This is a genomic window from Streptomyces sp. NPDC005811 (assembly GCF_040630405.1).
Lineage (GTDB): Bacteria > Actinomycetota > Actinomycetes > Streptomycetales > Streptomycetaceae > Streptomyces.
Window position 1 is genome coordinate 1 of the sequence record NZ_JBEXXK010000064.1, and the last position, 12,896, is coordinate 12,896.

11 protein-coding genes are annotated in these 12,896 nt (G+C 70.9%); 7 read left to right on the forward strand and 4 right to left on the reverse strand.

Annotated features, from left to right (window positions below; translation table 11 throughout):
* The first annotated feature begins 522 nt into the window (after positions 1-522).
* The 5 genes from ABZ490_RS43795 (at position 523) to ABZ490_RS43815 (ending at position 6,063) form a co-directional block, all read left to right on the forward strand.
* A complete protein-coding gene (locus ABZ490_RS43795; RefSeq protein WP_359003584.1) occupies positions 523-1,386 on the forward strand; it encodes a replication-relaxation family protein in 864 nt (287 codons plus the stop codon).
* Positions 1,387-2,003: 617 nt separating this feature from the next.
* Positions 2,004-2,129 carry a hypothetical protein gene (locus ABZ490_RS43800; protein WP_359003587.1) on the forward strand — a complete coding sequence of 42 codons (126 nt, stop codon included), beginning with the start codon at positions 2,004-2,006 and terminating at the stop codon, positions 2,127-2,129.
* Positions 2,130-2,400: 271 nt separating this feature from the next.
* The gene (locus ABZ490_RS43805; RefSeq protein WP_359003590.1) at positions 2,401-3,093 is read left to right on the forward strand and encodes a metal-dependent hydrolase; all 693 of its coding nucleotides are present in this window, start codon (positions 2,401-2,403) and stop codon (positions 3,091-3,093) included.
* Positions 3,090-3,665 carry an XRE family transcriptional regulator gene (locus ABZ490_RS43810; protein ID WP_359003593.1) on the forward strand — a complete coding sequence of 192 codons (576 nt, stop codon included), beginning with the start codon at positions 3,090-3,092 and terminating at the stop codon, positions 3,663-3,665. The genes ABZ490_RS43805 and ABZ490_RS43810 overlap by 4 nt, the downstream gene beginning before the upstream one ends.
* Positions 3,666-4,542: 877 nt before the next feature.
* Positions 4,543-6,063, forward strand: a complete 1,521-nt coding sequence (locus ABZ490_RS43815; RefSeq protein ID WP_359003596.1) for an alpha/beta hydrolase — start codon at positions 4,543-4,545, stop codon at positions 6,061-6,063.
* Positions 6,064-6,294: 231 nt separating this feature from the next.
* Here ABZ490_RS43815 and ABZ490_RS43820 read toward each other — a convergent pair whose 3' ends face one another.
* Positions 6,295-7,704: an L-lactate permease gene (locus tag ABZ490_RS43820; protein ID WP_359003599.1), complete on the reverse strand. Its 1,410-nt coding sequence runs from the start codon at positions 7,702-7,704 to the stop codon at positions 6,295-6,297.
* Positions 7,705-7,769: 65 nt separating this feature from the next.
* Between ABZ490_RS43820 and ABZ490_RS43825 the strand changes: the two genes are divergently transcribed.
* Positions 7,770-8,327, forward strand: a complete 558-nt coding sequence (locus ABZ490_RS43825; RefSeq protein ID WP_359003602.1) for an XRE family transcriptional regulator — start codon at positions 7,770-7,772, stop codon at positions 8,325-8,327.
* A gap of 292 nt (positions 8,328-8,619) precedes the next feature.
* Here the strand turns inward: ABZ490_RS43825 and ABZ490_RS43830 are convergent, their stop codons facing one another.
* From ABZ490_RS43830 to ABZ490_RS43840, 3 genes are all read right to left on the reverse strand, one after another.
* Complete coding sequence (locus tag ABZ490_RS43830) at positions 8,620-8,781, reverse strand: hypothetical protein (RefSeq protein ID WP_359003605.1); 162 nt, start codon at positions 8,779-8,781, stop codon at positions 8,620-8,622.
* 347 nt (positions 8,782-9,128) lie between these two features.
* Positions 9,129-10,127, reverse strand: a complete 999-nt coding sequence (locus ABZ490_RS43835; protein WP_359003608.1) for a 2-hydroxyacid dehydrogenase — start codon at positions 10,125-10,127, stop codon at positions 9,129-9,131.
* The gene (locus ABZ490_RS43840; RefSeq protein WP_359003611.1) at positions 10,124-10,816 is read right to left on the reverse strand and encodes a GntR family transcriptional regulator; all 693 of its coding nucleotides are present in this window, start codon (positions 10,814-10,816) and stop codon (positions 10,124-10,126) included. The genes ABZ490_RS43835 and ABZ490_RS43840 overlap by 4 nt, the downstream gene beginning before the upstream one ends.
* Positions 10,817-10,999: 183 nt before the next feature.
* Here ABZ490_RS43840 and ABZ490_RS43845 point away from each other — a divergent pair, with 183 nt between their 5' ends.
* Positions 11,000-12,724 (forward strand): dihydroxy-acid dehydratase, encoded by a 1,725-nt coding sequence (locus ABZ490_RS43845; RefSeq protein ID WP_359003613.1) that lies wholly within the window; start codon positions 11,000-11,002, stop codon positions 12,722-12,724.
* The last annotated feature ends 172 nt before the right edge of the window (positions 12,725-12,896 follow it).

Below are 12,896 nucleotides of genomic sequence, written 5' to 3' on the forward strand. Positions count from 1 at the left end.
CAACGGCCCGTTTCCGCATGCCAGCCGACATCACCCGATTCCTCGACCTCGACGAATCCAAGATCAAACCAACGTGTTGATTCCCGGCAAGCCCTTAGGCGGGGCTCAGCCGCGAGAGGACAGCACCGGGATCACGGGCGAGCCGTCCGGCGTCGCGCGCGAGGAACACCGGCGGCGCCCGACCCCCTCGCCCGCCGCCCGGGGCCTGCCCCACCCACTTCTCTGTTCTTCCTGCTGTGGGGCGTGGACTCGGGGGCGTAGAGGGGATGTCCGCCTCCCGACCACGGCAGGGCCAGCGTGGTGACCTGTGGATTCACTGATGGGCGCGGCAGAGGGCGCGGGCGGTTGTCGGACGGGTTGTCGGCGGGGATGTGGGCCTGGTCCACGGAGGTGTTGTCGCTTCGTGACCGTGGTCGGCCCTTCGTGGTCGGGGTTCCGGTCGGGGCCGGCTGCTGCTGTGACCGGTACGCGCGGTGCCGGGCAGGCCGGTGCCGCACCGGCAGCGAGGCGAGCGGATCCGTGATGATCGGCGTGGACGTGGGCAGCAGGAACCGGCTGGCGCTGGGGGTGCTGGCGCAGTACCGGATGGCGACCACCGGACAGCTGCACCGGGTGATCGCCCCCGAGGTGCGTATCGAGCAGACCCGGCGGCGGCTGGCCCGGCTGCGGGAGGAGGGGCTGGTCGACCGCATCACCCTGCCGCAGGCCGGGCGGACCCGGGTGTGGTTCCCGACCGCGTACTGCGTGCAGCTCGCCTCGGAGTGGCCCGAGCTGCGCGGGCGGCGACCCTCCAGGACGGTGTCTGATCCGACCGCCGTGCGGCTGAAGGCCGGCCACACGCTGACCGTGACGGAGACGGCGCTCGTCTTCCTCGAGGACGCCCGCCGCCGCGGCGATGTGTGCGAGCCACTGGACTGGATCCCCGAGGTGCACCACCCGATCGGGAGCGGCGAGGCCGTCATCCCCGACGCGCTCCTGTACTACCGGCGCGGTCCCGTCGACGGCGACAACGGGTCGATGCTGCGGGCGTTCGTGGAAGTCGACCGGGCCACCATGGGCCCCGAACGCCTCGCCGCCAAGCTCACCGCGTACGAGCGCCTCCACCGCTACGTGCCTGTGGTCCCGGGGCGCCGGCCGACCCTCCAGAAACCGGCGGTCGAGGAGTGGAGGCGGCGCTACCCACTCTTCCCCCGCCTCCTGTTCGTCCTGGACGGCACCGGCCCGGCCGGCGCCGAGAATCGGATCCGCGCCCTGCGCGCCGCGGTCGGGCTGCTGGCCCGCTTCCCGTACGACGTCCCCGTCCTCGCGGCACCACTGGCCGACCTGCTCCAGCACGGCCCTCCGCACCCGTATGGCGCCCCGTCCACGACCCCGGCCAGCGAGTGAGCTGGACGGAGTCCGGGCATCGGCAGACCTGACGCACGGCCGCCGCAGACACGGCACAGGTCTGTACTGCGCTTCGCCCGCAGACCCTCCGTAGCGAAGTAGTCAGCCACCAGGCCAGCGCATATCCACCCCTTGTCGACCTGGTCAGCCGCGCATCCGAACACCGTCGGCCAACCGGCCGAAGCAACACGAGAGGCACCAGGAGGAGCACCACGAGAGGCACCAGGAGGGACGCCCAGAAGGGCAACACGAGAAGCCACCAGCCGACTCGCGCTCTCTGCAGGCGCCAGCGGTGCACTGACCAGCCGTGGTCGGGGCTGGACACGGCACGGCGGGAGGCATGGTCGGGTCTTGGTCGGCCCCGACCAAGACGGCACGAGCGGTCCGGGCGGCAGGCCGGACGCCAGGAAACGGGCGTCGACGTTGTCCATCTGGCGCACCCAGTCACACCTCGCTGGCTGTCCGTGCGTCCGGTCAGCGGTGGCGCAGTTCCTCGGACCAGGCCGGAGCGGGGCGGCGAGGGCGAAGTTGTCCCCGCGGGCCACGGTAGGCGTAGAGCGCGGCGGCGTTGCACATCTGCATGGGCTGTCGTCCAGCAGGGCGCGGCCGGGACGGGGATGCCCACGAACTTGGGGATGGCCCGGTCCATGCACTGCTGCCGTACGGCGACACGGTCGGTGTCGGCTGCCGCCACCCTCTCCAACGTTCCGGCGAAGCCGTTGCGCAAGGAGTCCGGCAGCTGAAGGTCGAGCTGGAGGATCCGAGCGTCGGACGGGAGCTGAACCTCCAGGAACCCCCTTGGGGTCCTGGAGGCCTCGTCGTCCCGGGCCCTGCCGCCAGCCGCAGCCGTCGTAAGTGCCTATTCCTGGGCTTTTCATGGCATATCGGTCTCGCGAACTCTCATTGCTCGTTCTCGGACCCTTGGGGTTCGGTGTCGGATCGGCTAGATGCATCACTCGCAATCGTTCGTTATAGTGAACTCAGAGTTCATCAATATTATCGAGTGAGGGTGTCATGCAGATCCCCGCCTACTACGCGGACACGTACGAGGAGCAGGCCCATACCGAGGTGGCCGCCGTCGGCGAGCGCGACGGTGCGCCGTGGGTGGCGGTGGAGCGCTGCCTGTTCCATCCGCAGGGCGGGGGCCAGCCGGCCGACCGCGGGTGGGTGGACGGCCACGCGATCACCCCCGTGCGCGACCACGAATCCGGTCTTGTCGTGGCCGTGGCCGAGGGGGAGGCCGCGCTGCCGATCTTCTCCGTCGGACAGCCCGTCGAGGTCCGCATCGACCTTCCGCTGCGGACGGCGCATGCCGCGCTGCACACCGCCGGTCACCTGATCGAGGCGGCCGGGCGGGCGCAGGGGTGGGTGCTGGCCGCGAACAACCACTTCCCCGGCCAGGCCCGGATCGAGTTCACCGCGCCGACGCCCGACGCTCGCCTGGACACGCCGGAGGGCCGGGAGGAGGCCACCGAGGCCCTGCGGGCGGACGTCGCCGAGGCCATCGCGCAGGACTTGCCGGTGACCTGGGACAACGACACCGATGGGCGACGCATCGTGCATCTGTCCGGCCTGCACTCGGCGCCGTGTGGGGGGACGCACGTGCGCAGCCTCGGTGACCTCGCCGACGTCGCGCTGCCGGCCCTGAAGGTCAAGAAGGGCCGGATCCGCGTCTCCTACAGCGCCGCCCACCGGGAGCGCTCATGACGCCGCCGACCGGGGAGCGCCGGCCCGCCAGCAGTACGGCGATCGCGGTCGGGGCGCAGATCAGCCGGCGCCGTGAGCAGCGCGGCATGAGCAGTGCCGAGCTGGCCCGCCGGGCTGGCCTGAGCAAGGCGACGTTGTCGCAGCTGGAGGCCGGGCGGGGCAACCCGACCATCGAGACCCTCGACGCGCTCGCGGTCGCCCTGCGGATCCCGCTGACCGACCTTCTGGCCCGGGACACCGACCCGGGGCCGGTGTTCGTGGCCGGCACGGACCTGGCCGACGGCGAGGTCGGACGCGAGCTGCTGCGCCGGATCAGCAGCGGCAACAGCCTGGAGATCTGGCGGCTGCGCATGCCGCCGGGTACGCATCTGGACGGCGTACCGCACGCCACCGGCACCATCGAGCACCTGCTCGTCTCCTCCGGCCGTCTCACCGCCGGCCCCTCCGAGGCACCCACCGACCTGCGCTCCGGCGACCTGCTCGCCTTCGCGGGCGACGCCCCGCACGTCTACCGCACCGGACCGGAGGCGGCCGACGTCACCGTCGTCATCGCCTCCCCGATCATCAGCTGAGAGACACCCCTGACCATCAGCGTCATCGCCTCCACCGCACCCCAGCGGATATTCACCAGCGACAACACCGCCGACGCCTCGCCCGAGAGCGTCCAAGCCGTCACCGCCGCGGCCGGTGCGCGCCCGCTTCGCCGAAATCGTCGGACGCGACGTCGATGTCCTGCCCGTGTCCACCGGGTCCGCGGCCAACATACGCCGCTCATCTCCGGGTGAGGCGAGTCGAGTTCGACCACATGCGGACCCTGAGATAGATCACGCCCACGCAATGGCGGGAGGTGCGGTTCGGCACCTCCCGGGCCGGAGTGGTCGACGTGCCGATGTCCACCACCGCATCCGTCGACGCGGTGATCGACGCGCACCCCGAGGTCGACCGGGAGCAGCTGCGCAACGTCGGCCGCGGGCAGCGCTCCCCCGCTCGCCGCCCTGGTGAAAGCTCGTCAGCAGGAGAAGGAGGCCGCCGCGGCGTGAGCGGGCGTCACCCGTGCGGGTGATGACAGCCGGGCGGTTCGGCAAGACGCTCAGCAGACAGTCGAGAACCCCGCAGACCACTTCAGGGCCCGGTCGCGCAGCGCGGCTGGGCTCTCGCCTTGCGGCGACGCGGCCGTACCGCACCGGTCGCACCGCCCGGGCCGCCTGCTGACCGTGCGGGAGTACGCCAGCAGGCGATGGACAGGGTTCGAGCGTGTCCGTTGTCCACGACGAACACGGTGTCGAGGAGGGTCTGCGGCGCGAGGAGCCCGGCTGGGCGAGGTCTGGCCGAATGGCTGAGAACTCAGATAAGGCCCGGGCGAGGTGATGACCTTTCGGCCGAGGCGCGTCCGGTGCGGTGCGCGAAGAGTGGACGTCGTCACCGGCTCTCCTCCGAAAGACGTCGTCCATGCGCCCCGTACACAAGGCCTCTCTCGCAGCGGCCGCCCTGCTCGCCACCCTGTGCGTACCCGTCTCCCAGGGAGCACCGACCGCGGCGGCCTCCGGTCGCCCCTCGGTCCTCGCCCGCTACTACGATCAGCGCCCCGCTTGGCACCGCTGCGGAAGCCCCGACCGCTACCCGGCCTCCTACCAGTGCGCCACCGTCACCGTGCCCCTCGACTACGCGCACCCCCGCGGTCGCACTCTGGCTCTGAAGATCTCCCGGCTGCGCACCAGCGTGCCCGGCAAGCGCCATGGCGTCCTGCTGTCCAACCCCGGCGGCCCCGGGGACCTCGCTCTGGACGACCCGGTGGCCATGCAGGACGCCCTGGCCAAGAGCGTCCGGGACCGCTACGACCTCGTCGGCTTCGACCCGCGTGGCCTCGGTGCCAGCAGCCCCCTGCACTGCGGCCTCACTCAGGACGAGGCGAGCCCCGCCCTGCATCCGTACCGTGCGGCCACCTTCGCGAAGGACACCGCCCGCGCCCGGGACACGGCCGCCCGGTGCATCGCCCGCGAGCGCGCCCGGCTGCCGTACATCACCACCCGCAACACCGCCCGAGACATGGACGTCATCCGCGCCGTGCTGGGCGAGAAGAAGATCTCCTACCTCGGCTGGTCCTACGGCACCTACCTCGGCGCCGTCTACACCCAGCTCTTCCCCGGCCACAGCGACCGTATGGTGCTCGACAGCGCCGTGGACCCGAACCGCTTCGGACGCCACACCAACCTGGCCATGGCCACCGGAGCCGAACCCGCGTTCCGGGACTGGAGCCGCCTGATCGCCCGCCGGGACGGTACCTACCACCTCGGCGGCACCCCGGAGAAGGTCCGTGCCGCCTTCTGGCAGCAGGTCGCCCGCGCCAACCGGACGCCGATCCGCTACCGCGGAGCCGACGAGGCCCACCAGGGTGCCGCCGTCACTGGCGACGACATCCGCGACTGGCTGCGGGCCGACTTCTCCAACGCCCCCTACCAGGCCGCCCGCGAACTGTCGGACCTGCGCACGTCCCCCACCACGCGCCCGGACCCGGCCCCGACCGGCGGCAAGGCGGACCCCGTGGACGACAACGCCATCGCCCTCAATCTGGCCGTCATGTGCGGCGACAACTCCGCCTCCTGGCCCCGCAACCCCGTCCGCTACCGCCTCGACGCGATCCGCGACAAGGCCCGCAACCCGCTCTACGGCGACTTCACCGCCAACATCACGCCGTGCGCGTTCTGGCCGAAGGGATCCGAGGCGGCGACCCGCGTCGACAACAAGGTGGGTGCCCTGGTCGTCCAGAACCAGTGGGACTCCCAGACCCCGCTGTCCGAGGGCCTGGCCATGCACCGCGCCCTGCACGGCTCACGCCTGGTCCAGGTCCAAGACGGCCGCGGCCACGTCATCTACGGCATGCCCGACGCCCCCGCCTGCGTCACCCGCACCGTCAACGCCTACCTCACCACGGGTCGTCTTCCGGCCCGCGACGTCACCTGCCGGTCCTGACGGCCGCCTGCCCGGTTTTCTCCCGCCGTCACCGGCGGGAGAAAACCGGGCAGGTGCGGTGCTTGTCCTGGCACGGGTGGCGTCCGCGCGGGGTGAATCGGTTCCTGACCGAGGGGCATGCGGTCGCCCAGGCCGCTGCCGTGGGCGGCATGGTTCGCGAAACGCGTTGGTCAGCTCGTTGTGTGCCGGGACTGGTTGGGTGGGGCTTCCGGATCGTGGTGCCCGTGCGGGTCAACTGGTCGGTATGAACAGCGCGCTGAGGAGGGCGAGTACCGCGACGATCGTGGTGTTGATGGCCAGAACCGTCCGCAGGATCGGGGTCTTGTCGGGGGCGTCGTCGCACAGGCGGGTGGCGAACTCAACCCGTGCGGGTGAGGCCATGATGAGCATCGAGCCGGAGACGTTCTGCATCGCCGTGACGGCGAGCACCGGGGCTCCCAGGGTTGTGGCCGCGGCGGCTTGGGGTCCGGCGAACATCGCGTTGGCCCCGCTGTTGGAGCCGGCGAGGAATCCGCCCAGTCCGCCGAGGACCGGGGTCAGGGCGAGGTAGCTGGAGCCGAGATGGGTGAGGGTGGAGGCGATCTGCGCGGACATGCCCGAGACCGACATCACGGCCCCGAGGAGCACGAACAGTCCTGTCGCCGGGCCGACGTGGGTCCAGGACCGGGCGGCGGCGCGTATGGTGGCGCGGCGCTCGCCGCCGTGGTGGCGGAGCGCGACGAGGGTCGCGATGGCCAGCCAGAGTGCCGGGGAGGCCAGGTAGTGCCAGCCGCTGCTGGCCAGGCCGAGGGCGCGGACGGTGATCGCGACGCTCAGGACGCCGCCGAGGAGTACGACGTGCGCTGCTCCGGCCCTGCGCACCTCGGCGGGCAGGGTGATCCGGTTGCCGCGGGCCCGGCGCAGCACCAGGTGCATCACCAGCACCAGGGCCGCGCCGACCGCGCCGGCCGGCGCGGTGCCGAACAGGAGGTTCGCGCCCCACACGCCGCCCCACAGCACGAGGGCCGAGCAGCTGGCGAACAGCACACCGCGCAGTCTCTCGCCGGGGACGGCGACGATGAGCGCGGCAGCTATCCCGGTTCCCAGGAACACGGTCAGGCTGATCGCTGCGGAGGCCGCCCCCAGCGCGTCGAAGTCGACACCGGCCAGGTGGGATGCGATCAGGGTGCCCGGGCCCATGGATCCCCAGGGCACGATGCACAACCCCAGCAGCCCGGTCGTGGCCGCCTTGCGGCCGCCGATCCCCAGCCCGTACAGCAGCGGCACACCGATGGCCATGCCGATCCCGAACCCGGTGAGCGACTCGGCCAGCGGCGTCACGCCGTGCACGATCGCGAGGACCGGCACGACCCCTGTGCCGAGGTTCTCGCGCAGCCATCGCGCCAGGACTTCCTGTGCGCCGGTGCGGCGGCTCGCCTCGGCGAACGCGATCCCGCCGCAGATGATCAGCAGCACCTCAAGGATGATCGGCCACCACTGCGTGAGCACCGACCACGCCTCGCCGCCGTCGAATCCGAACCAGAACACCCCGACGACCGCGCCCGTACCGATACCGGCGAGGGCGGCACGCGTCGAGGACTGGCGCAGCAGCAGCGCGGCGATCACGAGCAGGATCGGCAGGAGCGCGAGAAGGAACAGCATGTCGGCAGCATATACAAACTTTTTTGCGTATCCTGAAATCTGAAAGCGTGGAAGGAGTCACAGTCATGACATCGGGGCAGGTCAGCCAGTTCGGCATCGCGATGCGGGCTCGCCGGGCCGAGGCAGGGATCACACTGGAGCAGCTGGCTGCGGCCTGCGGGGTGTCCATCGGCACGCTCTCGCGTATCGAGCGCAGTGGACTGAACACCTCCCTGGCCAACGCGATCGCCATCGCGACCAGCCTCGGGACCACCGTTGACGCCCTCGTGCAGGCGCGGCAGGAGGTATCGGTGCAGCGGGCGGGCGACGCGCAGACGTTCACCGATCAGGAGACCGGGGTCGTGCGCACCCTGATTGCCCGTCCCACCGCCGGAGCCGAACTCATCCGCTACACCCTTCCGGCCCGGACGAGCACCGCCCGTTTCGCTCCGCACCGTCCCGGCACCACCGAGATCCTGCACGTGACGGCAGGGGCCGTGACGATCAGCAGCGGTTCCGACGAGCCGATCACGTTGCGGACCGGTGACACGGCCCATATGCCCGCCGACCGCGAACACCAGCTCACCAACCCAGCGGACGAGCCCAGCAGCGTCGTCATCCTGATCATCCGTCCCGCGCTGTAGTGTCCGCCGCCCGTGCGTGCGGCGGCATCCACGATGCCAGGCATGTCCACGAGGACGGCTCGCGGCGATGAGCAGAACTCGGCAAGGGGGAAGGGTGGCACTGCGACCGGCGCCACAGTGACCTGCGGACAGTCCCCCCGGCGCGCAGATTGGTGTACTCGGCACGCACCCGAGTCGGCGACGTACAGGCGGAAGGAGTGATCCCGGCGCCGGATCCGCTGTCCCTCGCCGGACGCAGTCGGATACTGCGGACCCTCCTCACGGAGAGACCTGGGAGCAGCAAGAACGCGTGTCAGCCAGTAGGCGCCGAGACCTCCTGTTCGAAGATCTTGCCGCCCGCTCCCATGGGCAGCGCATCCACCAGCCACACATGGCCCGGGTTCTTGGAGGCGGCCACATCCTCGTTGAGGAACCGCTGAAGTTCTTCCGCGGTGGCCGAGTCTCCCGCACGCACGACGGCCGTGACTGACGCTTCCTCCTCACCGGGCGTTCGACGGACACCCCGAGGGCGGCGGCGCAATGCCCGTGCAGGACCTCCCCGGTCTAGCGCGGGTGGACGTTGCAGCCGCCGCGGATGACGAAGTCCTTCGCGCGGTCGACGACGCAGGGAGCCGTCCTCGTCCTCGGGCAAGGTCGCCGGTGCGCCACGCGCAGAAACCGTGCGTTCTCGTGGTCGAGGTCTTATGCGAGGAGGACGCGCCAGAACCTGCCCTGGACGTCGAAGGCGTCCAGGGCGACGAAGTTGCGCCCCGAACAGGTGACGGGGACGTGCACGGCCGGCGACGGTCGTGTCCGGCTTGCTCATCGGGCCACCGCCACGATGTTGCTGAGCCTCTGCCCCGCCGCGAGCCGTCGGATATTGGCGGTGATGTCCTCCGCGCGACGGACGAAGGTCTGCCGGGCGAGTCCGGAGGAGTGCGGGGTCATCAGCGTATTGGGCAGCTCGTGGAAGGGAAGCCGACTGGGTTGCCCCGTCTGCCCGTCCGCCGGGTAGTCGTACCACACGTCGAGGGCGGCGCCGCCGATCACCCCGTCGCGCAGGGCGGCATACAGCGCGTCCTCGTTGACGACCGGGCCCCGGCCCACATTCACCAGCACGGCCGACTCGCCCATTCGCCCCAGCTCCGTCGCTCCGATCAGTGAGGTGGTGTCGGCGGTCAGCGGTACGGAGACGACGACCACGTCCGAGACCTCCAGCAGGACGCTCAGGTCGTCCATGTCCCCGGACCAGGCCAGCTGTTCGGTCACGGCGTCGACGCCGCCGCGCCGGGTGACGGCCACGCCGCGCGCACCGAAGGACCGGAGGCGCTGCCAGGCGGCCGTGCCGATGTGCCCGAAGCCGACGAAACCGACGGTGGCCTCGCCCAGGAGGCCGGGGTACGTCGGCGCCTCCCAGGTGCCGAGGCGCAGCGCCTTGTCCTGTCGCAGGAAGCCCCGTCTGAGGAGGATCGTGGCGGCGACGACGTACTCGGCGATCGCCTCCTCGTGGTGGAAGGTGTTTGCCACGAGCGTGCCGGGCGGAAGCGCCTCGACGTCGATGTCGTCGACACCCGCGCCCGCCGCGTGCACGAGCCGCAGCCGTTTGCCGGCGGCGGCCATTGTGGCTGGGCAGGTGCCCGACACGAGGACATCGGCGTCGCCGAGTGTCGCCGTGACGGCGTCTGGATCGGTGGCGTCGGGCCAGCGGACGGTGGTCCCGGCGGGCAGGGCGGCTTCGAACTGCTCGCGCAGCCAGCCGAGACAGGGGTCAGCGACGACGACGGTCAGTCGTCCGCCGGACCGGGGTGGCGGGCTGGTCACGTGTTCTCCCGGGTGGCGCGGACTTCGCGTGTCCGGAGCAGGGCATCGATGATTTGTTCCTCGCCGCCCGACACGAGTTTGCGGGCCTGTGCGGCGATCGCCTCGGGGTCGCCCGTGCGCATCGTGTCGAGCATCTGGCGGTGCCACTCGATGGAGCAGGCCAGTGGCTCGTCCAGCGCGGTGGTCAGCCGGAACAGCTCGGCGAACGTCGGTACATGCTGCTCCCACACCGCCAGCAGCCGGCGATTGCCGCAGGATGTGAAGAACGCGGAGTGGAACGCCAGGTCTGCCTGAGCGAACGCCGCCGGGTCGGCGGCGGCCTCGGCGCGTCGCATGTCCTCCAGCGCCGAGTCGGCGGCGTCCTTGAACCCGTCCGGATCGACGACCGCGGACCACTGGGCGGCGGAGACCTCGAGCAGTGCTCGCAGTGCGAAAAGGTCCCGCAGGTCCTGCTCGTCGAGACCTACGACGCGAAAGCTGCGGCCGGCCGGAGCGATCAGGCCTTCTGCGGCGAGCGTGCGCAAGGCGTCTCGGACCGGACCGCGGCTGACGCCGAACGACTGCGCGAGTGCGGCCTCGACCAGCACGTCGTCCACGGGGAGGGCACCGCTGAGGATGTCGGACCGCAGCATGGCGACGACCTGATCGCCCAGCGCCTCCGGTCGTGAGACTCGCCGTGCCGGGGGCATACGGGCTCTCCTTCATCAGGTGGACAAGGGGCGGCCAGTCTGTCGCAGCAGCACCGCGCAATGCAATCGGTTGACGGTTAACCGTTGACGAACGATTGGTCCGCTCGTCATGCTGCTGCGGCAACCGCGAGATCGAAATCAACCTGGCCCCATGCGGGCACCGACTCGAGAGCGAGGGCCCACTTGATGCGCAGCCAGCAATGGTTCGTCCGTGACGACCTGGCCGGGTTCCTGCACCGTTCATCGCTTGCAGCGACGGGCCTTAGCAGACACGTCCTCGACGGGCGCCCGGTGATCGGCATCTGCAACTCGTGGTCGGACCTCGTCAGCTGCAACTTTCACCTGCGCGGAGTGACCGACGCCGTGCGCCGCGGAGTGGCCCGGGCCGGGGGCATCGCCGTCGAGCTCTCGACGATGAGTCTGGGCGAGGCCCTGATGAAGCCGACGACGATGCTGTACCGCAACCTCGTGGCGATGGAGGTCGAGGAGTCGATCCGTGCGTACCCGATCGATGCGGTGGTGCTGCTCGGCGGGTGCGACAAGACCATGCCGGCACAGCTCATGGGGGCGGCCGGCGCCGACGTGCCGGCCATCGCTCTGCCCTCGGGACCTGCGGACCCGGCTGTCTTCCGAGGCCGGGAACTCGGTGTCGGCACCGACCTGTGGAGCTACGTGGACGAACTGCGGGCCGGGCGCATGAGCCGATCGGACTTCGACGAACTCGAAGCGGCGTCCGTGCCGTCGGCCGGGCACTGTCCGGAGCTGGGCACGGCGTCCACCATGGCGGCGCTCACCGAGGCACTGGGCATGGCGCTGCCCGGCAGTGCGACCGTGCCCGCCACGCACGCCCGACGCCATGCCTTCGGCGAGGCGACCGGCGAGCGCGCCGTGGCCCTGGCCCGCAACGGCCCCCGCCCCTCACAGATCCTCACACCGGCAGCCTTCGACAACGCGATCACGACCCTGATGGCCATCGGTGGCTCTACGAACGCCGTGGTGCACCTGCTCGCGATCGCGCGGCGGGCCGGTGTGGAGCTGTCCCTGGACCGGTTCGACGAGATCGCCGCACGCACACCGCTGATCACCAACCTGCGGCCGAGCGGCGAAGAGCTCTTCGTGCGGCTCAACGCGGTCGGCGGCATCCCGGCCGTCCTGGACCGGCTCTCCCCGCTGCTCGACACGAGCGCGCTCACCGTGACCAGCGCGTCGCTCGCCGCCGGAACCCGTCCCGCGCCGGTCGAAGACGCGGTCCTGTCCACACTCGACGAGCCGTTCGCGCCCTCCGGTGGAATCGCCGTCCTGAGGGGCAACCTGGCCCCGGACGGCGCACTGATCAAGACCAGCGCCGCCACTCCCGAACTGCTGCGGCACCGAGGACCGGCGCTGGTCTTCGACGACCATCACGAACTCAGTCACCGCATCGACGACCCGGACCTCGACGTCACGCCCGACACCGTTCTGGTGCTGCGCAACGCAGGCCCGATCGGGGGCCCCGGCATGCCGGAGTGGGGAGCGCTTCCTCTGCCCGAGAAGCTGCTGAGACAGGGTGTCACCGACATGGTGCGCGTCTCGGATGCCCGCATGAGCGGAACGGCGTTCGGCACGGTGGCCGTGCACGTCGCTCCGGAGGCAGCCGCCGGCGGGCCGCTGAGCAAGCTCCGCACCGGCGATCCGGTGGTGCTCGACGTAGAACATCGCCGGCTGGCCGTAGACATCCCGGACGAGGAGTTCCTGCGCCGGGCGCCGTCGACCAGACAGAGCCCGCGACCACGGGGCTACCTCCGACTCGTCAACGAGCACATCACGCAGGCAGACAGGGGATGCGACTTCGACTTCATGACGGACGGAGGGCCCGCACCGGACCTCGCCCCGCGCTCGATCCCGGCGGGATGGCACGGAGGGTGGTGACCTTGCCCATGGGCAGCGGCCGGCAGCACCGGGAAGACACGTATGCGCTGTCGTCAGGATGAGGCGGTTCAACGCGAGGGTCCCGTCGACACGCTTCCAGACGGGGCCGGCACCCATCGTCTCGGAGCCCGGCGCTGCACAGCAATGCCTCTGCCGTGCTCCGCAGCAGCGC

What these genes read in the sequence shown, in the direction of transcription:
- ABZ490_RS43795 (WP_359003584.1), top strand. Translation starts at nt 523, where the DNA reads ATGATCGGCGTGGACGTGGGCAGCAGGAACCGGCTGGCGCTGGGGGTG.
- ABZ490_RS43800 (WP_359003587.1), top strand. Translation starts at nt 2,004, where the DNA reads ATGCCCACGAACTTGGGGATGGCCCGGTCCATGCACTGCTGCCGTACG.
- ABZ490_RS43805 (WP_359003590.1), top strand. Translation starts at nt 2,401, where the DNA reads ATGCAGATCCCCGCCTACTACGCGGACACGTACGAGGAGCAGGCCCAT.
- ABZ490_RS43810 (WP_359003593.1), top strand. Translation starts at nt 3,090, where the DNA reads ATGACGCCGCCGACCGGGGAGCGCCGGCCCGCCAGCAGTACGGCGATC.
- ABZ490_RS43815 (WP_359003596.1), top strand. Translation starts at nt 4,543, where the DNA reads ATGCGCCCCGTACACAAGGCCTCTCTCGCAGCGGCCGCCCTGCTCGCC.
- ABZ490_RS43820 (WP_359003599.1), bottom strand. Translation starts at nt 7,704, where the DNA reads ATGCTGTTCCTTCTCGCGCTCCTGCCGATCCTGCTCGTGATCGCCGCG.
- ABZ490_RS43825 (WP_359003602.1), top strand. Translation starts at nt 7,770, where the DNA reads ATGACATCGGGGCAGGTCAGCCAGTTCGGCATCGCGATGCGGGCTCGC.
- ABZ490_RS43840 (WP_359003611.1), bottom strand. Translation starts at nt 10,816, where the DNA reads ATGCCCCCGGCACGGCGAGTCTCACGACCGGAGGCGCTGGGCGATCAG.